Origin of the sequence: Ancylobacter sp. FA202, assembly GCF_000380205.1 — a bacterium.
Classification (GTDB): domain Bacteria; phylum Pseudomonadota; class Alphaproteobacteria; order Rhizobiales; family Xanthobacteraceae; genus Ancylobacter.
Genome location: NZ_KB904818.1, coordinates 4,490,227 through 4,512,683, shown reverse-complemented (window position 1 = coordinate 4,512,683; position 22,457 = coordinate 4,490,227). Strand labels below are relative to the sequence as shown.

Genomic DNA, 22,457 nt, shown 5'->3' with positions numbered 1-22,457 from the left:
TTGTATAGGAGGCCGCAACGGAATCCCAGCGGTGCCCCGCGCGATGCGGCGCACCCAACAGCCAGAGGACCGCAATGGTCAAGGTCATCGCCAGCACGCTGCGCAAGGGCAACGTGGTCGACATGGACGGCAAGCTCTATGTCGTGCTCACCGCCGAGAACATCCACCCCGGCAAGGGCACGCCGGTGACGCAGCTCGACATGCGCCGCATCTCCGACGGCACCAAGGTCTCCGAGCGCTACCGCACCACCGAGCAGGTGGAGCGCGCCCTCGTCGAGGACCGTCCCTACACCTTCCTCTATTCGGACGGTGAAGGCTTCCACTTCATGAACCCGGAAAACTACGACCAGATCGCGGTGTCGCCGGATGTGATCGGCGAGCAGGCCGCCTATCTCAGCGACGGCATGCACGTGCATCTGTCGGTGCACGAGGGCGTCGCCATCGCCATCGAGCTGCCGCAGCGCATGGTGCTCGAAGTGGTGGAGACCGAGCCGGCGATGAAGGGGCAGACCGCCTCCTCCTCGTACAAGCCCGCCATTCTCTCCAACGGCGTGCGCTCGGCGGTGCCCCCGCACATCGCGGTCGGCACCCGCATCGTCGTGATGACCGCCGACGGCTCCTATGTCGAGCGTGCCAAGGACTGAGTCTTTCTGACAAATCGAATCAAAAAGCCCGGCCAAGTGCCGGGCTTTTCTTTGATATTGGCCGGGAAATGGCGGGATGCGCCGAGCGCGTCCTACCGACGGCTATCCACCATGAACGCCGTCATCCCCGGGCTTGACCCGGGATCTACGCCTTGGCCCGGGATCTACGCCGTGGCCCGGGGCGCACGGTAAAGACGTGGATGGCCCGGCCCGGCCATGACGGCCTGAAGGGGCTGGGGCTGCCCCGGCTTTGCCGCATAGCGCTTGCCTGGGATGACGACCTAGGCGGGGGGCGCCCTCACCCCCGGTCGCGCATCAGCCGCTGCTTGTCGCGCGCCCAATCCTTGGCTTTCAGCGCTTCGCGCTTGTCATGCGCCTTGCGGCCACGGGCGATGGCGATCTCCACCTTGGCGCGGCCCTGCTCGTTGAAATAGATGCGCAGCGGCACCACCGTCATGCCCTCGCGCTCCACCGCCTGCCAGATCTTGGCGATCTGCCGCTTGTGCAGCAGCAGCTTGCGCGGGCGGCGCGGCTCGTGGTTGAAGCGGTTGGCCTGGAGATATTCCGGGATGAAGGTGTTGTAGATGATGGCTTCGCCGGTCTTGGCCGAGACATAGCTCTCGGCCACGGTGGCGCGCCCGCTGCGCAGGCTCTTCACCTCGGTGCCGGACAGCGCGATGCCGGCCTCGAAGACCTCGCCGATCTCGAAATCGAACCGCGCCCGCCGGTTGTCGGCAACGACCTTGCGTTCTTGTGTCTTTTTCTCGGCCATCACTTTGCTCCGAACCGGAGCGGATGCCCCGGCCTGCGTCAGTTGAGGATCCCGGCGTGGCGCATCGCCGCGCGGACGGTTTCCTTGGTCTTTTCGGTGACGGGCACCATGGGAAGGCGGGCCTCATCGACAATCTTGCCGAGCAGGCTCAGTGCATATTTGGTGGGGCTCGGGTTGGTTTCAACGAACAGCGCCTGGAACAGCGGGAACAGACGGTCCTGCAGCTCCAACGCCTTGACGTAATTGCCGGCGATGCAGGCCTCGATCAGCTGCGCGCAGAGCTTGGGCGCGACGTTCGAGGCGACCGAGATGCAGCCGTCGCCGCCATGGGCCATAAAGGCCAGGGCGGTGGCGTCCTCGCCGGAGAGCTGGTTGAAGCCGGCCCCCATCGCCTGGCGCTGCTGGCTGACGCGCACGAGATTGGCGGTCGCGTCCTTCACGCCGGCAATGTTGGGCAGCTCATAGAGCCGCGCCATCGTCTCCACCGACATGTCGATCACAGACCGGCCGGGGATGTTGTAGATGTAGATCGGAATGCCGATCGCGTCGTTGATGGCCTTGTAGTGCTGGTACAGCCCCTCGGGGCCGGGCTTGTTGTAGTAGGGCGTGACCACAAGCACCGCGTCCGCCCCCGCCTTCTCGGCGTGGCGGGCGAGGTCGATCGCCTCGATCGTGTTGTTGGAGCCGGCACCGGCGATCACAGGCACGCGCCCGGCGGCCTGCGCCACCGTCCATTCGACCACGGCCTTGTGTTCGTCATGGGAAACGGTCGGGCTCTCGCCCGTGGTGCCGACCGGCACGAGGCCGTGGATGCCTTCCGCGATCTGCCAGTCGACAAGGTCCCGGAACGCTTTCTCGTCCAACGCGCCATCGCGGAACGGCGTCACGAGTGCCGTAAAGGATCCACGTAAGGGCAGCGGGTGGGACATGGCGCGCTCCTGAAGCTTTGTGTCCTTGTCGCGCAACATGGCCAGGCATGGTGCGGCGAGGGGGCATCAGATATCGCGTCGGCGCGGCCGAAGGAAGGGCATTGTTGGCGCTTCTCGCGGCAAAGACTGGCAAAGCGCAGCCGGGTGCGGCACGCTGCCGCCGTTTCGCCGGGTTATGCGGCTACATCGTGCCGAAGGCGCCGCTGAACCGAAGCGATGCGGCTGTGCTGGGGTTTTGGTTAGCATTTCGTCAATAAGATCGAGCGACAACTGAAGCTGCCCGAGCCGGCTGCGAGGCTGACCTTCTCGGGCGCGATGTGTTTGTCAGGAGAGCGAACCGCCATGAGCGAGCGCGTGAACGATCATCCGCTGCGGCGGCGTTCCGAAAACGGCTCACGTCGCCGCGCCGGTGCGGTGCTGCCGGTCGCGGCCGCGCTGCTGCTCGGCTCGGCCGGGTTCATTCCTGTGCTGCCTCTCTCACTCGCGCAGGCCGCGACGCCGACTCCCGCACCCAAGCCGGCGGCAAAGCCGGCCGCCAAAGCCGCGAGCTCCAAGGAAAAGCCGAAGACGGCGGCGAAGAAGTCGGCCCCCACCCCTGCCGCCAAGCCGACGCTCGCGCCCTCGTCCAAGGTGACGGCCGCCTCTGCGGTCGCCGGCATGGCGCTGGCGGCGTCGCCGGCGCTTGCTGGGGCCAGCGGCGACCTCAAGACCGCGACCGACCTGATCGACAAGGGCCAGAGCGCCCAGGCACTGGCCATCGCCGACCAGATGCGCGACCCTGGCGCGCAGGCGCTGGTGCGCTGGCTGGCGCTGCGCGTGACCGCGCGCGATGTCGGCTATGACCGCGCCGTCGCCATTCTGGAAGCTCACCCCACCCTGCCCACGCCGATCGTGCTGCGGCGCCGTCTCGAATATCTGCTCTATGTCGAGAACAAGGATCCGCAGACGATCCTCAATTTCTTCGCCGAGCAGGCACCCTATTCCGGCGAAGGCAAGATCGCGCTGGCGCGGGCGCTGTTCGCCGCTGGCGACCAGAAGGCGGGCGCGGCCTGGCTGCGCAATGCCTGGCAGGAAGACGCGCTCGGCTCGGATACCGAATCGACCGTCATGGTCGAGTTTGGCGGCCTGCTGACGCGCACCGACCACAAATACCGCGCCGACAAGCTGCTTTATGCCGAGGACAGCGAGCGCGGCCTGCGGGCTGCCGAGCGCGCTGGCAATGACGTCGTGGCGCTGGCGCGGGCCCGCATCGCGCTGTCCACCGGCAAGGGCGATGTCAGCAAGCTGCTGGCGGCGGTGCCGGGCTCGCTGCGTTCGGACCCGGCCTATATTTATACGCTGGCCAAGATGCAGCGCCGGCAGGGCGACCACGCCGCCGCCGCGCGCACCCTTTCCAGCGCACCGAAGGACGGGGCCCTGCTGGTCGATCCGGATGAGTGGTGGGTGGAGCGCCGGCTGGTGGCGCGCGGCCTGCTCGACAAGGGCGATGCCCGCACCGCCTACAAGGTGGCGCGCGAGGCGGCCGAGCCGGAAGACGAGCACATGCGGGCCGACCACCATTTCATGGCCGGCTGGCTGGCGCTGCGCTACCTCAACGAGCCCAAGGCGGCGCTGGCTCATTTCGCCAAGGTGCCGGAGCGGCAGACCCATCCCGCCACCGTGTCGCGCGGTTATTACTGGCAGGGCCGCGCCTATGAGGCACTTGGCTCCACCGCCAATGCCCGTTCCCAATATGCGACGGCCGCCCAGTACGGCACCGCCTATTACGGCCAGCTCTCGGCCGCCAAGCTGGGCAATTCGCGGGTGAAGATCCAGACCGCGCCGGCCGCCAATGCCGCCCAGCGCAACGCCTTCAACCGCGACGAAGGGGTGATGATCTTCAAGCTGCTGGAAAAGCTCGACAAGTCGAACCTTTCCATCGCGCTCGGCTATGACCTCGCCGAGCGGCTGCCGGATGCGGCGCAACTCGGACTGCTGGCCGAACTCGCCAAGCAGCAGGGCGACGCGCGGGCGATGACGATGATCGGCAAGGTGGCGCTCAATCGCGGCATTCCGCTGGAGGCCGAGGCCTATCCCACCATCGGCATTCCCGCCTATCGGCCGATCACCGAGGATGTCGACCGCTCGCTGGTCTATGCCATTGCGCGGCAGGAGAGCATGTTCAACCCCTCGGCGCGCTCGTCCGCCGGAGCGACCGGCCTGATGCAGGTGATGCCCGCCACCGGCGCCACCATCGCCCGGCGCACTGGCACCACACTGGACCCGAAGCGTCTCGCCGTTCCGGCTGTCAACGTGCAGTTCGGCGCGGCGGAGTTGCGCAGCCTGCTCGACAACTACCAGAACAATTATGTGCTGACCTTCGCCGCCTACAATGCCGGGCGCGGCAATGTGGCGAAGTGGATCGCCGCCTATGGCGACCCGCGCGACCCCTCGGTTGATCCCATCGACTGGGTGGAGCGCATTCCCTTCTCCGAGACCCGCAACTATGTGCAGCGGGTGATGGAGAACGCGCAGGTCTATAAATCGCGCTTCGGCTCGCGCGATTCGCTGCAGATCGAGGCGGATCTGCGCGGCTCGCGGATCTGATCGCGGCGGGGCGGCCTCGCGCCGCCCCCTTGCCCACCTCAGCCAGGCGGGCGGCCGTGTATCATGCGGCGGAGCCAGCAGCCGCCGACGCAGCCAATGAGATAGGTCCCGACCAAAAGCAGCGTCACGTCGATGGCGAAGGGGGTCATCACGCGCCCTTCCCCGTGCCAGGGGCGAGCGTCCGGGCCCGCTTCGGCGCGCAGCCGCTCCACCAGCCGGTGGCGAGGCCGATGGCGAGGGCGGTGGCCAGATAGGGCCAGAGTTCAAGCGCCAGGAACAACATGCCTCACCTCACGATCAGCTGGACGCCGGCGGCTGGCGCGGTGGCTGCGGCGGGGGTCTGCGCCGCGAGAGAAGGTTGCTCGCCGGTGATCAGCCGGTCGGGAGCGATGCCGGCGGCGGCGAGATACTGCACCAGCGCCTGCGCACGTGCTGCCGCCAAGGCCGAATCCGTATCCGGCTGGCGGATGGAAATCTCGATCAGCGCATCCGGGCAGCTCGCCGCCGCCGCCGCAATTCGGTCGAGCAGGCCGAAGCTGGAGGTCTCGATGGTCGCGTCCGTGGCGGCGAAGGCGATGGTGCCTTTTTCCAGCAGGTGATTGATGACGCTCTGGCAGGCTGTGGCATCGACAGGCGCCGGGGCCGGAGCGACATCGAGCGCCACGTCGAGCGTGAAGCCGGAGGGCAGGCCGGCTGCCAGATTGGCCCGCACCGAGGTGACGGCTTCGGGATAGAGCACCGTCCCCGTCACCTTCAGCTGGTCGTCGTCGAAGCGTACCTCGCCGCTTTCCAGCCGCGACAGCTGGCGCATCGCCGTCATGACGGCGGCGGTGAAGCCCTGCGGCGCGCCTTGCGCGATGGCCGAGACGTCGTTCAGCCGGGCGCCAAAGAACTGGGTCCTGGCGGCCTCGACCAGGCGTTCATGCTCGGAAGGCGAGGGAAAGAAGCCTGACAACGTCAGGCCATCGCCATCCTTGCGCAGGCTGAAGACATAGGGCGAGACGACCGGCGGCCGCACATCGCTGCGCAGGGTGAAGCCACGCGGCGGCGATTGTTCCAGCGCAGCGCGAACGGTCATGAAGGCCGCTGCATCAAGCGCCTCGCCGGAGATGGAGAGCGTCGTACCCGTGCCGCGCACCGCGCCCTGCCGCAGCCGGGACAGCTGGTCGACGCCAAAGCTCGTGGCCGAAACCCACGCCTCCCCGGCCGGCCCGCCCATCGCGATCCGCATCTCGTCGCTCACCGGCACGCCGGGAAAATCGCCGCGCACCGCGTCGAGAACCAGTCGCTTGGCCTCCTCCGACGGGGCATAGCCGGTCAGTCGCAGCCCGTTCGCGGTGCGCTGCACGCCCCACACAAAGGGATCGACGCGCGGCGGCTCGACGGCGAACCGGGTCAGCGTATAGCCCTCCGGCACGTTCCGCCGCGCCCCGGCCAAGGCGTCATAGGCGGCGAAGTCGGGCGCCGTGCCGTCGATGGCGATGGTGGTGCCCGAGAGCGTCACCGTGCCGTTCGGCAGCCGGCCCAGCTGGCCGAGAGCGAAGGCAACCGCCTTGAGCCAGCCCTCGGTCGGCGGGGCGCCATCGGCCAGCCGCAGCCGGTCGGAGATCGCCGCTCCGGGAACGGCGCCGCGCACCATGTCGAGCAAGGCGCGGCGGGCGTCGCCGAGCGGGATATAGCCGGAGAGCGTGACGTCGCCATCCTTCTCGCGTGCCGCAGACCAGATGAAGGGCGACACGATCGGCGGCAGCACCGCAAAGCGCGCCAGGTCGAAATCGCCGGGCAATTCGCTGCGGACGGTCACTTCCAGCGCGTCATAGCTGGCGAAATCAGGCGCCCGCCCCTCGATCGAGAAGGCATCGTCGGAAATGGTGATGCGGCCTGCCGGCATCTTGGCCAGCTGCTGGATGCCGAAGGTGACGACGCCGATGAAATCGCCGGCCGGCACGCCGCGCGCCCGCACCAGTTCTTTCTCACCCGTCACCACTATGCCGGGCGCCATGGCCGCCGCCGCCTCGGCGATGCGCCGCCGCGCATAGGAGGACGGCACATAGCCTTCCAGGTGCAGCTTGCTGCCGTCGCGGATGGCGGCGAAGGTGAAGGGGCGCCGTTCCGGCAGCAGGGTGGTGCGGTCCTCGACCACCCGCACGCCCGACAGGCGCGCCAGTTCGTAGCGCACCTTGATTCGCGCTTCCTCGGACAGCGCCTCGCCTTCGAGCAGCGCATTGCGGCCCTCGAACCGCGCATGCGCCCAGGATTCGCCGATGACGGAGAGCAGTGCCTCCGCCCGTTCGGTCAGGTCCTGCTCCACCGGCGCCCGCGCGAAGGTGACGGCAAGCGCCACCAGCACGGCAAGGGCGGGAAGCCCTTTCCACCAGGCGCGCCAACGACACATCACAACGTCCCCCGTCCAGCGACCGGATTCGGCCGATCGCAAGGCCGAGGAACTTCACCATAGATCGGCGACATCAGAAAGCCGCCCCGGACCAAAACGCCATCCTCACGTCCATTCGCCCTTGCGCATGACCGGCTCGGCGACGCCGGTGGCGCTGATGCCGTCGACATCGACCTCGCCCGAACCGATCATCCAGTCGATATGGATGAGGCTCGCATTGGCGCCGCGCGTCGCCAGCTCCTCCGGCGTCAGCGTCGCGCCGTTGATGAAGCACTTCGAGTAGGACTGGCCGAGCGCGATGTGGCTGGCGGCGTTCTCGTCGTACAGCGTGTTGTAGAACAGCAGGCCGCTCTTCGAGATCGGCGAGGAATGCGGCACCAGCGCCACTTCGCCGAGGCGGCGGGCGCCCTCGTCGGTGTCGAGCACCTTGTTCAGCACGTCCGCCCCGGTGCGCGCCCGTGCTTCAATGATGCGGCCCTCCTCGAAGCGCACCGCGATGTCCTGGATCAGCGTGCCCTGATAGGCGAGCGGCTTGGTGCTGGCGACATAGCCGTCGACGCGGGCGCGGTGCGGCGTGGTGAACACTTCCTCGGTGGGGATGTTGGCATTGCAGATGATGCCGTTCTTGGCCTGCGAAGCGCCGCCCGCCCATTCATGCTCGTCGGCAAGGCCGACGGTCAGGTCGGTCCCCGGCCCACGGAAGCGCAGCGCCGCGTAGCGGCTCGCGTTAAGGCGGGCGGTGCGCGCCTGCAGTTCGGCGTTATGCGCTGCCCATGCCGCCACCGGATCGACCGCATCAACCCGCGAGGCGGCAAAGATGGCGTGCCAGAGCTTGGCGACCGCAATGTCCTCGGGATCGTCGGGAAACATCGCCTTCGCCCAGGCCGGCGAGGCATAGGAGACGATGGTCCAGTTGATGTCGAAATTGGCGATGTGCGACAGCGCCGGCATATAGGCCTTGGAACGCGCGCGGTTGGCGCGGGACACCTTGTCGGGGTCCTCATTGGCCAGCAGGGACGGGTTCTCGCCGGAGATCGCCAGCCGCGCCGCGCCGGAGGCGAAGGCCTTGGCCATGCCCTCATAGAGCCAGCCGCTGGCGGAATCGAAGCTGTTGTCGGGCGCGTTGCGGAAGCGCATCAGCGCCGCTTCCTCGTCGCTGAACAGGGTGGTGACCAGGCTGGCACCGGCCTTGTAGGCGTGCTCGGTGATTCGGCGCACCAGCGGCAGCGCGTCGAGCGAGGCGGTCATCACCAGTTCCTGCCCCGGCTGTAGGCCGAGCCCGACATGCACGGCGACGGCGCCAAGCCGGTCCAGTCTTTCGTCGTGCGAGAGCAGATCGGGAGGTGTGCCGGCGTGCTTGGTCATGGTGGTCTCCGAACGATGGCGGCGTGTCACTGCACCGCCATTCAAGAAAGGCGCGGTGTCGCCCGTCAAGCCGGAGCCTATACAAACGAAAACGGGCGAGCCCAAGGCTCGCCCGCTCCGATCAGGAATTCCGTTGCGAAATCAGCGCTCGCTGCGCTTGTTCGCACGCTCCTGGTTGATGATCGCCTGATCGCCGCGCATGACCCACGGATCGGCATAGGACGGCTCATAGCCATAGGCCGGGCCGAGCGGCGCAGTGCGATAGCGCGGGGCATAGTCCGGGCCGCCATAATAGCGCTCGCCCATATAGGCGTTGCGGCCCTCATAGACCTGGCCGCGATAAGCGGGCTGATCGGCGAAAGCGGCGCCGACGCCGCCAGCGGTGAGGATGCCCAGAGTAGCAGAGGCAAGAATGAACTTGCGCATGATGTCATCTCCGTCGTCTGAAAGCTTTTGCTTCTGGATCAGAACATGAAGTCCGATCCGTTCGGACAGACAACGGCGCACTGCAGGAAATGGTTCCGTTCACATCTTGGCAGGAATGAGTGGATCCAAGATGTCGGCCGGCGAATGCGTAACGTCCGGCCTGCGCTACCAGCCGACCAGCCAGTCCGCGAGGCTGCCCGCCAGCAGCGCGGCGGCCAGGCTCACCGCGACGGCGATCACCACCGAACGCCTCGTGCGGCGCTGCAGCTCGCGGTTCTTTAACGTGAAATCCAGCACCGACACGGCCTCGGCCACCGCCTCATCGGGCGACGACCAGACCGTGCGCCCGTCTGGCACGATCATGAGGTTCTCCGGCTTGCCCCAGTCCTCCACCAGGTGCCCCTCCCCGTCCCTGCCTTCTGCCACCGGCGGGTGACGCTCGGTGAGCGGCCGGCGGTCGGCCGACCACAGGAACACCGGCTTTCCGCGCGCCTCGGCATAGCCGATCTCGAAGGCGGTGCCGGGGTCCATATGGACGCCGCGGAACGGGGTGATGTTGGCCACCAGCGCGTCGGCCGTGTCGATCATGTCGATGCAGGCCGTGCGGATATCGACGCCGTCTTCATGCAGGGGAAACAGGCCCTGCGCGCCTGCATCGGCGCAGATGGCGGCAAGCCGCGCGCCTTGGGCCGCGGCATCCGGCCAGAACACCTCGGGTCCGGCGAGATAGAGGCGAAGAAGGGGGGACATGGGGCACTCGCGGAACAGGCGAAGCAGGCTTAGCCTCGCCCGCCCTTCCCGCGCAAGCATGCCAACCGGCTGCTGCGTGCGGCAAGGGGTGGCGACCGCGGCTGGGCTCGAACCAGCGACCTGCCGCTTAGAAGGCGGCTGCTCTATCCAGCTGAGCTACGCGGCCCGCCTGTGCCCGCCGGCAGGGCGGTCAGTGGGTCCACTGGCCGATGCGGCGGAAGCTGAAATTGTCGGAATAGGCCATGCGGCGACGGGCCGCTTCCTGCGGCTCCTGCAGCTGGTAGGCGATGCCATGCCGCTCGGCATAGGCCACGGCCTCTTCCTTGGTGTCGAAGCGCAGGCGCAGCTGGCTCTTCATATCGCCGGAGCTGGTATAGCCCATCAGCGGTTCGACAAGGCGCGGCTGCTCGGGCTCATAGTCGAGCACCCACAGCTTGGTTCGTGCGTTGCCGGACTGCATGGCGGTCCGGGTCGGCTTGTAGATGCGTGCGACCATTTCCCCTCGCTCCCTTGCCTCGCCGCCCCCGCCGCGCCGTGCGCCAGCGTCGAAGCGGGCCAGGCGCCTCGCCCGCCCTGATTAAGGCGGTCACTACGTTCTGGCAATGGCCCTGCGCCCGCTTCCCCCATCCGCCGGCCTCATCGGCCACGCCACCTGAAACCGTCTTCGCCTGCGGTGCGTGCGTGCCGTGGAATATGCGGCAGCATTCGCGGTTGAGCGTAGGCAATTCGAGTCCGCGGCGAGAGCATCCGAGGTCGCTGCCCGGCCCGGTCCGGTGCTCATTCGGCCAGCGCGCGCGCATATCAGCGCGTAGAGGCCCCTGACTTTTTCTGTCTCTCGTCCTATATAAGAAAAACCTCGTCGTTCGCGACGGCGGCTTTTACCATTCGAATAGACCACAGGATTGGACAGGATTTGCAGGTTCTCGTACGCGATAACAATGTTGACCAGGCGTTGAAGGTTCTGAAGCGGAAGATGCAGCGCGAAGGCATTTTCCGGGAGATGCGGGCGCGCCGCGCCTATGAGAAGCCCTCCGAGCGTCGCAACCGCGAAGCCGGCGAAGCCGTTCGTCGCGCCCGCAAGGTGGCGCGCAAGCAGGCGGTTCGTGAGGGGCTGATCGCCGCCCCGAAGAAGAAGCCCTCCACCCGCCCGGCCTTCGCCCGCCCGGCGACCGCGCCGGCGCCTTCGGCCGACTGATCTCGCGCTGCGACCTCACGCGCCTTGAGACCGTGCCTGACGACAACAAAAGGAATTTTCCCATGAGCGACACCCTGCCCGCCCCCGCCCTTCCCGTCTCCAAGCCGCCGCTGAGCCGGCTGGAAACCAAGGCCGAGGCGATCTCGCGCGCCGCCATGGAGACGATTCACCAGGAAGTCGCCCGGCGGGAGGCCAAGACCGCGCAGCTTCGGGCAGCGCGGCTGGCGAAGGAGGCCGCCGAGCGCGCGGCGGTGGCAGCCAAGCCTGCTGCGCCCAAGCCGAGCGCGGCCGCCAAGCGCAAGGTCGCCTCCGCACGATAGGCGCTTCAGCCTGGCGCGGTGGGCCGGCGTCCCCTGTGGCGCGGGCCTTCCGCCCGCCGCATCTTGCCGAGCGGGATGCTTCTGTGCCATCTGACAGCGGCCCGGCCCAAGCGGGCGCGAAGACGTTGCCCGTTCATGCGGGCGTTCAAGGTGTCGGGGCATAGCGCAGCCCGGTAGCGCGGAAGTTTTGGGTACTTCAGGTCGCAGGTTCGAATCCTGCTGCCCCGACCAGCCATCCTATTGATCTATCATCACTATCTGGTCGCCGTTCTGACGGCGTTCTGACAATCCGTTCTGACGCGTGTTCGTCACCCGTTCCGGGACAGGCGCGCATGCTTGAGCGCGCCCTCACCTTTGCCTGGCGCATCTGGCGCTGGCTCACACGCCCCGGCTGCGGCCCGGGATGCCCGCACCGAGGACTGGGCAGCGAAATGTGCCGGGAGTGCTTCGACTGGTGGAGCGCGAAATGAGCCGCTACGGCTCTTCACGCTCGAAGCGCTCGCTGATCACCCTGTCAATACATATCCACAGCTGACTGGCGGCCGGATCGGCGAAAGGATACGGCCCATTAGGCGCGCGCTCGCCGCAGACTCTGCAGCGCATCCTCAGCCGGACATCGTGGATTGTCTCGCCGGGTCGAGCGAGCAGATCCATCGCAGTGATGCGCACATACACCGTCCGATGGCCACACCGGCACTGAAATCCGACGAGAGGGCTCTGTCCGTTCATGAGAACAGAGTGAGAACGAAACGCCGCCGGTGTCAAACAATGAAAAACGCCCCGCCACCCGTGAGGGCAGCGGGGCGAGGTGACAGACAGGCTTTGCCGGGAGGCGTCCCGGCGGCGATCCGCGCGAGGCCGCGCGAATGTCAGTCGGCGGGCGTGAAGTCGAGGAAGTAGGATTTCCCGACCTCAAAGGCATCGATGGCCGAGGGGTTGGTGATCGTCATCCGGCACTCGCCGTTGGGCGTGTACTGCGACCATGTCTTGTTTTCCGGGCTGTCGCCGTAGACGGGCATGAGCCGGACTTCAGCGCAGGCGCTGTTCGGGTCGCTGGAATGGAATGGCGTGATCGCCATCACCTTCATCTTGGCGCGCACATGCATGGTCTTCTCCTTTGATTCCTGCCTTGTCCCCGGCAGGTGTGGGGATTGGTCTAAAGGTCGGCGATCTGCTTCAGGAATCCGTCCGGCCATTTGCCCTCGTAGGCGTCCAGCCGCGCGCGGTGCCGGGCCTGCCGAATGAACCGCTCGTTCGCCTCCCACTGCTCCGGGGTGGCGATGCCAGAGAAGCCGGGCCCGTCGATGATGAGCAGGCCCGTGGGCTTGTCGAAGGAGGCGCGGAAGGTGCTATCGCTGCTCAAGGCGGTCGATCCGGCTATCATGTTTCTCGACAGTGATCGCGATACCCGCCACCTTTTCATCGGTGCGGACCCATCGCTCCATGAGGTCCACTTGCCGCGCCTGCGTCTGAGCTTGCGCGGCCATCTGCACCTCCAGCACGCCAATGCGAGCGTGCAGGATTCCATAGGCGTAGCCGGCCGACAGCAGAGCGCCCATGAACGCAGCGATGTTGACGATGTTGATGGTGTAATCGAGCTTGAACCGCTGATGACCATCCGCCGGGCGGGGCATCCCACTCATTGCGACTTGCTCCCCGCCACACCGGCGCGCACGCCCGCATACCAATCCCGGCCCTCGCCAAGGCGCCCATTGGCCAGCGCCAGCGCGGTATAGGTCCGCGCCAGCGCGACGCGGGCATCCATGCCGGTCTTGAGATTCGGCACCGCCACCGGCGACAGCCACCCCGGCGCTTCCGGCAGCACGATCGGCTGCGGCTTAGCGCGCTCCCCCACGCACCCCGCGCAGGTCATCGTCAGTAAGATCGCAGCGGCGATCCGGCGGGCGCTTGGCGAGCTCGGCTTCATAGTCGTCAATCCGATCCTGATTGGCCTGCATGGTTTCGTCGAGGATGAGCGCCCGACGGTTGGCGTCGGCCGTGGCCTTGAGGGCGAGATCACGCTGCATCCGCATCGCCTCGGTCTCTGCCTGCGCGTCCGCCAGTTGCCGGCGGAGCGCGCCCTCCTCGCACACCGACTGCGCCGAGCCGATGCCGGCGAGGTAGCAGGCAGCGCCGAGGCAGATGATGCCGCCGGCCGCCGCGAGGATCGGCATGCGGGCGAGCGGCAGCAGCGAATAGCCGAGCAGCACCAGGCCAAGCAGCGCCGCGCCGCCCGCGCCGAAGGTCACGCTCCATGACGGGAGCCAGGAGAGGATGAGCGCGATCATCCCGGGGCACTCCCCGGTTCGCCCGGCCGGAAGCCTTGCGCCGTATAGGGGTTGAAGTCATCGCGGTCGGCGAGGTGGCGGCGCTTGTCCCGATCATCCCAGTTCGCGCCGAAGACATAGGCGCCGACGATGGAGGCGATCAGCGCCAGCAGCGCGATCAGCGCTTGGATGAGAAGGGCGTTCTCATCCCACTTGACGATGGCCGCGACGATGATCGCTTGTGCATTTCCCATCGCCCAGGCGAGGACGATGGACATCCAGCGACGGCGCCTCGGCCAGTTGTCACGAAAGAGCTCTTCCGCGAGCGGCTTCACAGGTGCGCGCATCTCACGCCTCGTTCTGCGAAAGGCTGCCGGCGAGCGAGCGGCGCGGCAGCGCGACCACGGGGTCGAGGAAGGTCGACGGCCAGCGCAGCCCGCCCGGGCGCAGGCGGCTCTTGGCGAGCCGGGTGATCGTCACCGCATCGGACTGGTTGCCGCCGAGCACATGGAAGGCCTCAGCGTCTTGGCCGACCAGGAACCCGACGTGCCCCTGCCATCCGGAGGGCGAACCCCGCCAGAACACGGCGACGCAGCCCATCATCGGCTCGGCGAGGGGCTTGCCGAACTTCAGCCAGTTGATCGAGCCCCACGGGTTCGCCGGAACAGGCTCTTGCGGCAGCGTCGCGGCGATGCACCAGCCGGCGAAAGTCCCACACCAGGCATCCTCATCGTTACGGAACGGTGCCGAGAGGCGGTCGAGCCACTTGATGATGGTCGGGTTGTGCTGCGCACCCTTGACCTCGCGCAGGCCGAGATTGCGCTTCGCCTCTTCGATCCACGGCAGGATCTGCTCGATGCCGGACATCGTCGGCGCGGCGGCTGTGGCAACAGCAATTGCGCCGAGGGCGGCAAGCGTTTTCGGCCCGACCTGGCCATCAGCCACAAGTCCGCGCGCCGTCTGAAATACCCGCACGGCATGGTCAGTTCGACGGCCCCATGATCCATCTGCCCCCGAAGGTCCGAGGTCATAGCCAAGCGCGATCAATCGCCGCTGAAGCTCAACGGTGTTCATGGTCTCTCTCCGATGTCGGGACATGAAAAAGCCGCCCGGAGGCGGCTGGGGAATGCGGCGGCGCAGGCGGGACAGATGTTTTCCCCAGCGTCACTTATTTGCGCTATAGCAGCCCGTCCGACCGTCTCCGCCCGGGTCCGGGTCGGACTGCCGGGCGCGGTTGCGGGCGCGCCCGGCTAACTCGCCAGCGGCGGCGCTGTCTTGTTCGGATGGCCGGGCGACAGTAGATCCACAAAGCCCTGCGTCCAGGCGCACCACCCCTCGAATTTGGTCTCGTCGTCGAGCGTCATGTACGCGTCGACATAGGCATGCGAGCCTAGCCGGATATACCCGCCCATGGTGTACGTGCCGCCATTGTCGACATAGGCCGCGACGGCAGATGTGCCGCTGCCTGCAGGCGTTCCGTCAACGCGGAAAGCATGGTCACCAGACGGGCGTTTTGTCTTGGCGGATACGATACAGGCCGCGTCGTCGGTGATGGCCGGATCGCCGCCATGGGCATCGTTGAGGCCGATTGTGCGGGTGATCCAGAGCACGCGCTTGCCGCTATTGATCCAGCTTTTCACCACGCCCCACGCCCCGGCTTGGCTGTTGTAGATCTGGGACAATGAGTTGCCGGGATCGGTCGCAACGAAGGCGAAAAGGCCGATTAATGTCCGCTCCGCCGGCGCTGGCGGCAGTCCGTTGATGATCCATACCCGATCCCCAGCGTTGAAGAAGCAAGGCCGACCCGCCAGTCCGGTCGGCTCGTAGACAGGGCGGATGGCTGCATTCGGCTGGGTGTAGCTCATGCCACCGGCGGCGGCAGGCCATGAGGTTGCACCGGAGCTGACACGCCGGATATCGAACACGCCGGCGAGCCCCGGCATCGCATAGGGCACCCACAAGCGCGGTGAGGCATTCGAGCGCACGCCATCGTCGCGCAGCCAGGAGATTGCTGCCCCGTCCTGCACCAGCCCCGTCGTGAGCACGCCCGAGGTCTGTGCCGGCGCGAAGTCGGCCCAGCCGCCGCCGGTGTCGTACTGCCAGCGGCCGGCCCCGCCGTGCGTCACCTGATAGATCGAGCCGGCATATCCGACGCCGGCGAGGCGGGTAAGGAGCGGGTCCGGGCGGGGCCAAACACGGCGCCCGGCAACCCTCAACTCGGCGACGTCACGCCCCGCCACCCGCAACGCGGTAGCGGAAGAGAGGTCAACTCTCATCAGCCAGCCTCACATACCAGTTGAGCGGGTTTGCATCGTCCGCCGGCGGCCAGTCGGTGTGGTCGACCAATATGACATTGATGCCTTGACCCGGCACGCCCTGCGGCGCCCCGGTCGCCACCACGGCCATGGCCGGGCCGAAGAACTGCCCGGGTCCACCAAGCACCACCTTGCCGCCCCCGATCGGCTCGCGCACATCGCCAACGGTGCGGAAGCCCGACCAGCGCCCGAAATCGCCGATCTCCAATCCGCTGATCAGTTCCTCGCCATAGGTGATCACCAGGTCGGTCACCACCTCGGGCACCAGCGCCAGCGCACCGCCCGGCGCGCTGGAGAGCAGGATTGCATCCGCCCCCGGACGCGGGGTGATCTCGATCTCGGCGAGAGAGCCGGTCCAGTTCAGCCCGGCAATGCGGAGCGTCACCGTGGCGTTCTCAGCCCCGGTGTAGAGGACAAGCGTCGAGGGGTTCATTGCGGGGAATCCCAATCAGAACGAATAAGGACCAGACCAGCCGGAAGCTTCCTTGCGGGTGAGGGTCAGAGGAAATCCCGTCTCCACCCGAAGCCAGAAAGAGCCGGTCGGCGGCTGGGGGGCCAGCGCGTCGCGCTCCGTCAGCGTGCCGCTGCCATAGGGGGCGATGGCGCACAGCGACAGGTCGCGGATCACCTTGACCAGCGCATTGCTGGCAAAGAGCGCATCGGCAGCGAGCGCGCTCTCGCGGGTGATTACGTAAGCCGAACCGGCAACGCCTGGTCCCTGCCAGGCCACGGCCAGCTTGCCGGCGCCGTCCGCGCTGATCTCGCGGATCGGCGCGCTGTAGCCGGCGCCACCGGACACCACCCAGAGGGTGCCGCCGGCAACCCCGTTGATAAGCCAGCCAGTGCCAGCGCCGGTGATATCGACCGAGCCGTTGACGAGCGTGATCGTGCCTTCCTCGTAGAGGGAGGGTGAAACAGGCATTGCAATGTCCTTCTAGAAGTCGGCGACGTTCGCAACGCCGGCATAGGAGGCGATGCCGGAAAACGACACGGATCCGTCTTTCTGCACCCGATACTGGGTCTCAGTGGCGGACAGCAGGGTGAGCCACTCTCGGGGCGTCGGGCTGGTTCCCGGTTCTCTTACCGCAATGGTGCTAACCCACCCCAGGCCTACCCAGCTACTGCTGTTCAGGTTCATCTGAAATATGGTGAAGGGGGTTCCCGCTGATGCCTGAGCATCCACCGGATAATCGTACAGACCAGGAGAGAAGGTGTTTGGGTAGATGGTGGAATAATCCCGGAACTGCAGGGGCATGCGGTCCGACCGGAAAATCCAGTCGCTCTGCCCGGCCTCGTCGAAGCCGACGTTCTTCTTGGTGACCCCGATGCCGAAGTCGTCAGACATGTGCAGTCGGCGTTTCCTGATCGTACCAACGCCCCCCGAGTAGGTGGGATCGCAAGCGATAAGCCCCCACCTATAAGTTACTGCTGTGGTTGTGGTAAACGCGAGGCGGATGGAGATGGTGTTGTCGTTTACCCATGCTGCATATACCGGGCTAACCGTTCCGGTATTTGATCGCCACGCCACAATGGGGGGCCTATCCGGGTATGAGCCGGCCAGGGTGATGTTGATCAACTGGTTGTTAGCGGAAAACTGGACGCCCCGAGTGGCTGTGCCCGTTTCGTAGAATTGAAAGTAGTTCTTCTGGGTCGAGAGAACCAGGTCGTCATCAGTGGCCGTCAAGACATCCGTTCCTCGACGACTGATAAAGAGGCCAGCCCCGCGCGTGGGGTGGTTCCCGAACAGCATCGAGTTGGACAGGTTGTCTTCCGTGGGGTCAAACTCGGTCGATCCCACGCTAAAGACCCAGTAGTAGTAGGTGAACTGATTTAGTACTCCGGCAGTACCAATATTTGCCATGTAGGGACAGACCCTAAGTCGATCCGTCTCGATCATAGCGGCGCACTGATACCACAAACCGCTAGTGTGCAAAGCTAAAACAATCGCGGTGTGTGAGGATCGAGCGATGCCTGGGATATCTATGATCTTGTGCAGATAGGTGCCACTGCCGAAGCTGCCTATCCAGTTTTGAGTGATAACGCTCCCGCTCAGGGTGTTGCCTGGGGCAATCCCCCCGGCATACCAGCGCAGCGCACTGCGCCACGAACTATCGAAGGAGACAAAGCGAGGGTCTAGCGTGAGGTCTTCCGCATCATAACCGGGACGGGATGACCTAACTCGAGCAGTCCCGTCCACGTTTCCCATCAGATATCGGCGCATCACTCCGCCTCGATCCAGATGTAATCGTTGGTGAAGTCCCACCCGGACACGCCTGTCGCGCCGCGCAGCGTGCCACTGATGGTGATGTTGTCCGCCTCCAGCCTCTTGATCCACGCCGCCGCCATGTAAACCGTGCTGGTGTCGGTATCGGCGACGAACAGCGGCTCCCGCGCCTCGGTGAAGGGGTTCACGATGGTGAACTGGCCGGCATAGTTGGAGATGCGCGAGAACGGCTCACCGCTGGCAAAGCCCGCCTCCCACTGTGTCCCCACCTCGGTCCATGCGTCGCCCGTGCTGGCCCGCATGAAGATGACGAGCCGGGTGGAGACATCGCCGCCCTCTACCGCCTGCGCTTCCACCTTCCACAAGCCGCCGGCCGAAAGGTTGCCGACGGTCGCCACCACCTCGGTGTAGGATTCCGCGATCGCCGTGACCTGGTCGCCCAGCGTGGTGACCGACGCCGACAAGGCGGTGACCGCCGAGGCCGCCGCGTTCGCCGCCCGTACCGCCACCGAGGTCGCCTTGGTCTGGGCGCCGAGGCCGACGGCGATGTCCCGCACCAGCGCGTCGTGGCGGGACCACATGGCGTCGAGATCGCCGCGCATCCGCAGCAGCGAGGCGTAGGCGTCCCCGCTGATATTGCCGAGGTCGATCTGAACATTGTCCGCCGACAGAGGCGGCGCGATCACCGGGATCTGCGTATAGGTGCCCGGCCGCCCGGCCGCATTGGTGCCGGCCACCCGCAGCAGCAGGTCCTGCGGGAAGATGGTGACGTCGAACCCCGCCTCGCGCACCTCCGGCAACGGCGTCCAGCTCGCGCCCTCATCATAGGAGACGGCCGAGATGTAGGACGCCGCCCCCGATGTCGGGTTCCACGTCGCCTCAAGCCGTCGCGGGATCTCGTTGGCGATGATCCGCGCCGACAGGCCGGTGACAGGTCCCGGTACGTTCGGGGTCGAGAGCACCGGCCCGGTCGGCAGCGGCGGCACCTCGGTCGCGTCCTCATCATAGATGGTCGGGTCGTCGAGCCAGGTCTCCAGCGCCACCTGCTCGCCGCGCGGCACCCCGCCAATAACGAGGCAGCGCGCCTGCCAGTCGGTGCCGAGGCCAAGGGCGTAACTCGCGCCGGCCCCGCCCGTGGCCCGCGCCAGCGCCGCGTCCAGCGGCCCCTGCGCCGTCTCCACCACGGCGAGGTCCGGCGCATCGAGCACGGCGATGCCGTCACTCTCGCCCCGGGCGCATTTGACCGGCCCCCACTGGCGGCCATGGCGGGTGCGGACCTTGATGTAGTGTTGCCCCGTGCCCCAGGCCGGCGGCGGCGAGAGGACAAGGCTGCTGCCGCTGCGCCGGGCTATCTCACCGGCGCGGCCCCAGCCCTGCGGCAGGGAGGATTGCAGCGCGATCGAGGAGCCGATCGCCAGCAGCCGGCCGTCATGCTCGGTCGAAAACCGCACCTTCACCCGGCGCTTGTTGAGCGTGCGCCAGAAATGGTCGCAGATCAGCTGCGCCTGCGTCCGCTGGACGATGCCGGCCACCCGGCGCCGATCCGGGCGCACAGGCGTCGCACCGCGCGGCGCGGTGACGGTGGCGATCTTCCACGTCGTCTCGTCGATATATTCCAGCACCACGCCGTCGGGGCCGGTCGCGGGCATCAGGTCGTATTTGAGCGAGAGGCTGTCGCGGACGATCTCATTGTCAGTCAGCAGCATGTCCGGCATGGGCGACCAGTCCTCGCGCGTCAGCGAGAGGAGGTCGCCGAGCCAGCGCGTGCGGGCCCGGGCCGGCGCGAGAATGGTGTCGAGCACGTCGAGGCAGGCCTGCCCGTCGCGGAATTCATGGTCGAAGGTCTCGCCGCGCGCCTCGTTCAGCGCGGCGAGGTCGACAAACCCCTGCAGGTCGACCTTGGACAGCGGCCGCTCGCCGCCATAGGTGGCGTTCGTCGCCATGTCGAGCGCCGCCCAGGCCGGCCGGCGGGTCGGCTGGTCCTCCCACTCCGTCCCGGTCCAAACGGGGAGGATGCGGGTCGAGATCACGGAGAGCTGCGACAGCGCCTCATTGCTTAGCTGGTTGGTCGCCTTTGCCCGCAGCGTGATGGTGGCGGAGGGAAAACTCTGCGGCCCGGTGATGATGGCGCGCAGCCCATACCAGTTCACCTGGTCAACGATCTTCGGGTCGTTGAGCTTCACCGTGGTGCGGCGCGCACGCACCGCGTGCCGGCCCGGCGGCACGTCGATCGTGCGGGAAAAGCGCAAAGGCGAGGGAATGGCCAGCAACAGCGGCACGGTCACCAGCGGTGCCCACGGCCCTGTCGCCGCGCCGGCATCGTCGACAGGCTGATATTCCGCCTGCACGGCGAGGGCGCGGATCGTCATCTTGCCTTCGTCATTGAGGGCGTAGAGGCCGCTCGGCAGCAAGAAATCGAGCGCGAGTTGCGTCGCCGTGGTGCCCGCCGAATTGACGACAAAGCCGCCCGTCCACGTCCCGAATTGCAATTCCTGCCCAGACACCTCCGACGAGGTCTGCACATTGAGCGGGAAGTTGGTGATGGTGGCGCTCGGCTCATGGAAGGCGATATCCACCCCGGTAAAGCTCGGGCTCACCCCATCCGCCGCCGTCCACAGCACCGTGTCGTCGAGCAGCATCTGCTCCACCTGGTGCCGGCCCTCGCCGAGCGAGAGCACCACATGGCGATATTCCGCCTGGCCCTCGAAGCTGTTCCACGGCGCCGTCGCATAGTCGAGCGTGCGCTTGATCCGCCCATAGGCGGACGGCACGGTCTGCAGCGGGCGGGCGCTGTTGATGCCGCGACCCCAGCCATAAATCGGGTCCTGCGCACCATCCGCCTGGCCACCGGGCGCGCTGCGCATCAGCGTCTGCAACGCCGCGCCGGCGCCGACGGCGATGCCCACGCCGATCACCGCACCCGCGACGGCGGCTGCGGTTCCTGCGCCCAGCACGCCAGCGGTGACGAGGCTGCCCGCGATTGCCGTGCCGATCCCCGGCGCCAGCGCCGAAATCGCAACCATGCCCAGCAGGGCGATCAGGTTTTTCGTGCCACCCGCGCCGCCGCGCGGGCGGGAGAGGAACACGATCTGGTCGCCCTTGCGGATACGCTGGCGCCAGTCCGCCCGCATCACCGGGCCGGTCTCGCCGCCGCGCGTCCGCACGCAAATCGTCGCCCATTCGTTGATCCGCCAGCCGGCGCGGGCGATGAAGCGTTTGAGGCTCTCGCGGGGCTTCGGCACCAGGCGCGCGACTTCGCCGCCCGGCAGCATCACATGCAGCACCGGGGTCATCGTTGTTGCGTTCATGGTCAGTCTCGCGGCTCGAAGAACTGCATGCGGCCCCAGCCCCGCGCGCGCAGCGTGGCGACATCTTCGGCGACGACGCCGAGATGCTGGTCGCAATGGATCACCCGGCGCTCGGGGGCGAGCCACACGCCGATATGCGCGGCGCGGTCCATGCGGCCGAGGCCGACCAGCGCGCCGTCCGGGGCCGTTACGAGCCCGGCGTGCAGCGGCGCCACCTCGCACCATTTCTGCCGCTCGGCATGCTCGGCGATGGCCGAGATCATCCACGCCCAGGATGGATCAGGCGGCACCTCCACATGCGGCAGCACGCGGCCGAACAGCCGCAGCTCTACCAGCGCCGCCACATGCCAGCAGGTGCGCTCCGGCGCCCAGCGCTGGCCGAGCAGCGAGGTCAGGAACGCGGTGCGCTCGCCGGTTTGGCTAATCATGGCACCAGCCCCGGATAGTCTTCCAGCGTGTAGACCCGGCTCGGCACCTTCCGGTCGCCGAAATCGACGATGGTCGCCGTGCCCTCCACCCCGGTGGAATCCTTGGTGATATCGGTCAGCACCAGCTCGATCGGCCCATAGCTCGGCGCATCGGGATAGTCGGAGCGGTAGCCGCGAATGACCACCTTCAGGTCGGCGCGGAAGGCCTTGGCCTTGTCGAGATAGACCACGAGATCGCCGGTCACGTCGTCGAGCCGCAGCCGCGCCACCGGCGGGCGGCCCTCGGCCATGGTCGGGTGCTCGCACTCGAAGCCGGCAGCGGCAAACAGCACCGTCTCGCCGGCATCGAACGCCGCGCCGCCCTCGATCGCGAAGGAACGATCCATCACGTCGAGCACATAGCGCAGCGGAATCGGCTGGTCGGCCTCATCGACAAAGCCGGGGTGCTGGAGTTCGACGGTGATGAACTGATCGCCATCGCTCACGCAGTTCGCCTCGCCCTCGGCCCAGGCGTCGGTATAGGTCGCGGTCAT

26 protein-coding genes and 2 tRNA genes are annotated in these 22,457 nt (G+C 67.0%); 5 read left to right on the top strand and 23 right to left on the bottom strand.

The window, feature by feature from the left end:
• Positions 1–74 precede the first annotated feature (74 nt).
• Positions 75–644, top strand: a complete 570-nt coding sequence (gene efp, locus A3M1_RS0120965; RefSeq protein WP_018390953.1) for an elongation factor P — start codon at positions 75–77, stop codon at positions 642–644.
• Positions 645–942: 298 nt separating this feature from the next.
• Here the strand turns inward: efp and smpB are convergent, their stop codons facing one another.
• Together smpB and dapA are read right to left on the bottom strand one after the other, a co-directional pair.
• Complete coding sequence (smpB, locus tag A3M1_RS0120960) at positions 943–1,416, bottom strand: SsrA-binding protein SmpB (RefSeq protein ID WP_018390952.1); 474 nt, start codon at positions 1,414–1,416, stop codon at positions 943–945.
• Between the two features lie 38 nt (positions 1,417–1,454).
• The gene (gene dapA / locus A3M1_RS0120955) at positions 1,455–2,345 is read right to left on the bottom strand and encodes a 4-hydroxy-tetrahydrodipicolinate synthase (RefSeq protein WP_026221433.1); all 891 of its coding nucleotides are present in this window, start codon (positions 2,343–2,345) and stop codon (positions 1,455–1,457) included.
• Between the two features lie 342 nt (positions 2,346–2,687).
• Here dapA and A3M1_RS0120950 point away from each other — a divergent pair, with 342 nt between their 5' ends.
• Entirely contained in the window at positions 2,688–4,931 is a 2,244-nt protein-coding gene (locus A3M1_RS0120950) for a lytic transglycosylase domain-containing protein (RefSeq protein ID WP_018390950.1), read from the top strand.
• A gap of 148 nt (positions 4,932–5,079) precedes the next feature.
• On the opposite strand, the gene A3M1_RS27110 is transcribed toward A3M1_RS0120950, so the two are convergent.
• From A3M1_RS27110 to A3M1_RS0120910, 7 genes are all read right to left on the bottom strand, one after another.
• On the bottom strand, positions 5,080–5,214 hold the full coding sequence (locus tag A3M1_RS27110) for a hypothetical protein (RefSeq protein WP_018390948.1): 135 nt from the start codon (positions 5,212–5,214) through the stop codon (positions 5,080–5,082).
• A gap of 3 nt (positions 5,215–5,217) precedes the next feature.
• Positions 5,218–7,326, bottom strand: coding sequence for a flagellar motor protein MotB (locus tag A3M1_RS0120935; RefSeq protein WP_245261801.1), 2,109 nt, complete (start codon positions 7,324–7,326; stop codon positions 5,218–5,220).
• Positions 7,327–7,431: 105 nt separating this feature from the next.
• Complete coding sequence (locus tag A3M1_RS0120930) at positions 7,432–8,691, bottom strand: aminopeptidase (RefSeq protein WP_018390946.1); 1,260 nt, start codon at positions 8,689–8,691, stop codon at positions 7,432–7,434.
• A gap of 141 nt (positions 8,692–8,832) precedes the next feature.
• Positions 8,833–9,117, bottom strand: a complete 285-nt coding sequence (locus A3M1_RS0120925) for a hypothetical protein (protein ID WP_018390945.1) — start codon at positions 9,115–9,117, stop codon at positions 8,833–8,835.
• A 165-nt stretch (positions 9,118–9,282) separates the two neighbouring features.
• The gene (locus A3M1_RS0120920; protein WP_018390944.1) at positions 9,283–9,867 is read right to left on the bottom strand and encodes a nucleoside 2-deoxyribosyltransferase; all 585 of its coding nucleotides are present in this window, start codon (positions 9,865–9,867) and stop codon (positions 9,283–9,285) included.
• An 89-nt stretch (positions 9,868–9,956) separates the two neighbouring features.
• Positions 9,957–10,033, bottom strand: a tRNA-Arg gene (locus A3M1_RS0120915).
• Between the two features lie 24 nt (positions 10,034–10,057).
• Entirely contained in the window at positions 10,058–10,363 is a 306-nt protein-coding gene (locus A3M1_RS0120910) for an ETC complex I subunit (protein ID WP_018390943.1), read from the bottom strand.
• Between the two features lie 417 nt (positions 10,364–10,780).
• Here A3M1_RS0120910 and rpsU point away from each other — a divergent pair, with 417 nt between their 5' ends.
• From rpsU to A3M1_RS0120895, 3 genes are all read left to right on the top strand, one after another.
• Positions 10,781–11,062: a 30S ribosomal protein S21 gene (rpsU, locus tag A3M1_RS0120905; protein ID WP_018963975.1), complete on the top strand. Its 282-nt coding sequence runs from the start codon at positions 10,781–10,783 to the stop codon at positions 11,060–11,062.
• Between the two features lie 62 nt (positions 11,063–11,124).
• Positions 11,125–11,382 (top strand): hypothetical protein, encoded by a 258-nt coding sequence (locus A3M1_RS0120900; protein WP_018390941.1) that lies wholly within the window; start codon positions 11,125–11,127, stop codon positions 11,380–11,382.
• A gap of 154 nt (positions 11,383–11,536) precedes the next feature.
• A tRNA-Pro gene (locus A3M1_RS0120895) sits at positions 11,537–11,613 on the top strand.
• Positions 11,614–12,251: 638 nt separating this feature from the next.
• Here the strand turns inward: A3M1_RS0120895 and A3M1_RS0120890 are convergent.
• The 14 genes from A3M1_RS0120890 to A3M1_RS0120825 form a co-directional block, all read right to left on the bottom strand.
• A complete protein-coding gene (locus A3M1_RS0120890) occupies positions 12,252–12,488 on the bottom strand; it encodes a hypothetical protein (protein ID WP_018390940.1) in 237 nt (78 codons plus the stop codon).
• Between the two features lie 50 nt (positions 12,489–12,538).
• Positions 12,539–12,745 carry a hypothetical protein gene (locus tag A3M1_RS0120885; protein WP_018390939.1) on the bottom strand — a complete coding sequence of 69 codons (207 nt, stop codon included), beginning with the start codon at positions 12,743–12,745 and terminating at the stop codon, positions 12,539–12,541.
• Positions 12,732–13,025: a hypothetical protein gene (locus tag A3M1_RS0120880; protein WP_018390938.1), complete on the bottom strand. Its 294-nt coding sequence runs from the start codon at positions 13,023–13,025 to the stop codon at positions 12,732–12,734. Before A3M1_RS0120880 ends, A3M1_RS0120885 begins: the two co-directional genes overlap by 14 nt.
• The gene (locus tag A3M1_RS0120875; RefSeq protein WP_018390937.1) at positions 13,022–13,237 is read right to left on the bottom strand and encodes a hypothetical protein; all 216 of its coding nucleotides are present in this window, start codon (positions 13,235–13,237) and stop codon (positions 13,022–13,024) included. The genes A3M1_RS0120880 and A3M1_RS0120875 overlap by 4 nt, the downstream gene beginning before the upstream one ends.
• On the bottom strand, positions 13,221–13,670 hold the full coding sequence (locus A3M1_RS0120870) for a hypothetical protein (protein WP_018390936.1): 450 nt from the start codon (positions 13,668–13,670) through the stop codon (positions 13,221–13,223). Before A3M1_RS0120870 ends, A3M1_RS0120875 begins: the two co-directional genes overlap by 17 nt.
• On the bottom strand, positions 13,667–13,927 hold the full coding sequence (locus A3M1_RS0120865; RefSeq protein ID WP_156029587.1) for a hypothetical protein: 261 nt from the start codon (positions 13,925–13,927) through the stop codon (positions 13,667–13,669). Before A3M1_RS0120865 ends, A3M1_RS0120870 begins: the two co-directional genes overlap by 4 nt.
• 70 nt (positions 13,928–13,997) lie before the next feature.
• The gene (locus tag A3M1_RS0120860) at positions 13,998–14,723 is read right to left on the bottom strand and encodes a TIGR02594 family protein (RefSeq protein ID WP_026221432.1); all 726 of its coding nucleotides are present in this window, start codon (positions 14,721–14,723) and stop codon (positions 13,998–14,000) included.
• A gap of 176 nt (positions 14,724–14,899) precedes the next feature.
• The gene (locus tag A3M1_RS0120855; RefSeq protein WP_245261799.1) at positions 14,900–15,925 is read right to left on the bottom strand and encodes a hypothetical protein; all 1,026 of its coding nucleotides are present in this window, start codon (positions 15,923–15,925) and stop codon (positions 14,900–14,902) included.
• Positions 15,915–16,397, bottom strand: a complete 483-nt coding sequence (locus A3M1_RS0120850) for a hypothetical protein (protein WP_018390932.1) — start codon at positions 16,395–16,397, stop codon at positions 15,915–15,917. The genes A3M1_RS0120855 and A3M1_RS0120850 overlap by 11 nt, the downstream gene beginning before the upstream one ends.
• Positions 16,398–16,412: 15 nt before the next feature.
• Positions 16,413–16,886, bottom strand: coding sequence for a hypothetical protein (locus A3M1_RS0120845; protein WP_026221431.1), 474 nt, complete (start codon positions 16,884–16,886; stop codon positions 16,413–16,415).
• Between the two features lie 12 nt (positions 16,887–16,898).
• Positions 16,899–18,185 carry a hypothetical protein gene (locus tag A3M1_RS0120840; RefSeq protein ID WP_156029589.1) on the bottom strand — a complete coding sequence of 429 codons (1,287 nt, stop codon included), beginning with the start codon at positions 18,183–18,185 and terminating at the stop codon, positions 16,899–16,901.
• Complete coding sequence (locus A3M1_RS0120835; protein ID WP_245261797.1) at positions 18,185–21,496, bottom strand: host specificity factor TipJ family phage tail protein; 3,312 nt, start codon at positions 21,494–21,496, stop codon at positions 18,185–18,187. The genes A3M1_RS0120840 and A3M1_RS0120835 overlap by 1 nt, the downstream gene beginning before the upstream one ends.
• Positions 21,497–21,498: 2 nt before the next feature.
• On the bottom strand, positions 21,499–21,924 hold the full coding sequence (locus A3M1_RS0120830; protein ID WP_018390929.1) for a hypothetical protein: 426 nt from the start codon (positions 21,922–21,924) through the stop codon (positions 21,499–21,501).
• On the bottom strand, positions 21,921–22,457 hold the full coding sequence (locus A3M1_RS0120825; protein ID WP_018390928.1) for a DUF1833 family protein: 537 nt from the start codon (positions 22,455–22,457) through the stop codon (positions 21,921–21,923). Before A3M1_RS0120825 ends, A3M1_RS0120830 begins: the two co-directional genes overlap by 4 nt.

Bases quoted from the DNA above. Each gene is read 5' to 3' on its own strand.
- efp (WP_018390953.1), top strand. From the start codon at position 75: ATGGTCAAGGTCATCGCCAGCACGCTGCGCAAGGGCAACGTGGTCGAC.
- smpB (WP_018390952.1), bottom strand. From the start codon at position 1,416: ATGGCCGAGAAAAAGACACAAGAACGCAAGGTCGTTGCCGACAACCGG.
- dapA (WP_026221433.1), bottom strand. From the start codon at position 2,345: ATGTCCCACCCGCTGCCCTTACGTGGATCCTTTACGGCACTCGTGACG.
- A3M1_RS0120950 (WP_018390950.1), top strand. From the start codon at position 2,688: ATGAGCGAGCGCGTGAACGATCATCCGCTGCGGCGGCGTTCCGAAAAC.
- A3M1_RS27110 (WP_018390948.1), bottom strand. From the start codon at position 5,214: ATGTTGTTCCTGGCGCTTGAACTCTGGCCCTATCTGGCCACCGCCCTC.
- A3M1_RS0120935 (WP_245261801.1), bottom strand. From the start codon at position 7,326: ATGTGTCGTTGGCGCGCCTGGTGGAAAGGGCTTCCCGCCCTTGCCGTG.
- A3M1_RS0120930 (WP_018390946.1), bottom strand. From the start codon at position 8,691: ATGACCAAGCACGCCGGCACACCTCCCGATCTGCTCTCGCACGACGAA.
- A3M1_RS0120925 (WP_018390945.1), bottom strand. From the start codon at position 9,117: ATGCGCAAGTTCATTCTTGCCTCTGCTACTCTGGGCATCCTCACCGCT.
- A3M1_RS0120920 (WP_018390944.1), bottom strand. From the start codon at position 9,867: ATGTCCCCCCTTCTTCGCCTCTATCTCGCCGGACCCGAGGTGTTCTGG.
- A3M1_RS0120910 (WP_018390943.1), bottom strand. From the start codon at position 10,363: ATGGTCGCACGCATCTACAAGCCGACCCGGACCGCCATGCAGTCCGGC.
- A3M1_RS0120900 (WP_018390941.1), top strand. From the start codon at position 11,125: ATGAGCGACACCCTGCCCGCCCCCGCCCTTCCCGTCTCCAAGCCGCCG.
- A3M1_RS0120890 (WP_018390940.1), bottom strand. From the start codon at position 12,488: ATGCATGTGCGCGCCAAGATGAAGGTGATGGCGATCACGCCATTCCAT.
- A3M1_RS0120880 (WP_018390938.1), bottom strand. From the start codon at position 13,025: ATGAGTGGGATGCCCCGCCCGGCGGATGGTCATCAGCGGTTCAAGCTC.
- A3M1_RS0120870 (WP_018390936.1), bottom strand. From the start codon at position 13,670: ATGATCGCGCTCATCCTCTCCTGGCTCCCGTCATGGAGCGTGACCTTC.
- A3M1_RS0120865 (WP_156029587.1), bottom strand. From the start codon at position 13,927: ATGTCCATCGTCCTCGCCTGGGCGATGGGAAATGCACAAGCGATCATC.
- A3M1_RS0120860 (WP_026221432.1), bottom strand. From the start codon at position 14,723: ATGAACACCGTTGAGCTTCAGCGGCGATTGATCGCGCTTGGCTATGAC.
- A3M1_RS0120855 (WP_245261799.1), bottom strand. From the start codon at position 15,925: ATGAGAGTTGACCTCTCTTCCGCTACCGCGTTGCGGGTGGCGGGGCGT.
- A3M1_RS0120850 (WP_018390932.1), bottom strand. From the start codon at position 16,397: ATGAACCCCTCGACGCTTGTCCTCTACACCGGGGCTGAGAACGCCACG.
- A3M1_RS0120845 (WP_026221431.1), bottom strand. From the start codon at position 16,886: ATGCCTGTTTCACCCTCCCTCTACGAGGAAGGCACGATCACGCTCGTC.
- A3M1_RS0120840 (WP_156029589.1), bottom strand. From the start codon at position 18,185: ATGCGCCGATATCTGATGGGAAACGTGGACGGGACTGCTCGAGTTAGG.
- A3M1_RS0120835 (WP_245261797.1), bottom strand. From the start codon at position 21,496: ATGAACGCAACAACGATGACCCCGGTGCTGCATGTGATGCTGCCGGGC.
- A3M1_RS0120830 (WP_018390929.1), bottom strand. From the start codon at position 21,924: ATGATTAGCCAAACCGGCGAGCGCACCGCGTTCCTGACCTCGCTGCTC.
- A3M1_RS0120825 (WP_018390928.1), bottom strand. From the start codon at position 22,457: ATGACCGCGACCTATACCGACGCCTGGGCCGAGGGCGAGGCGAACTGC.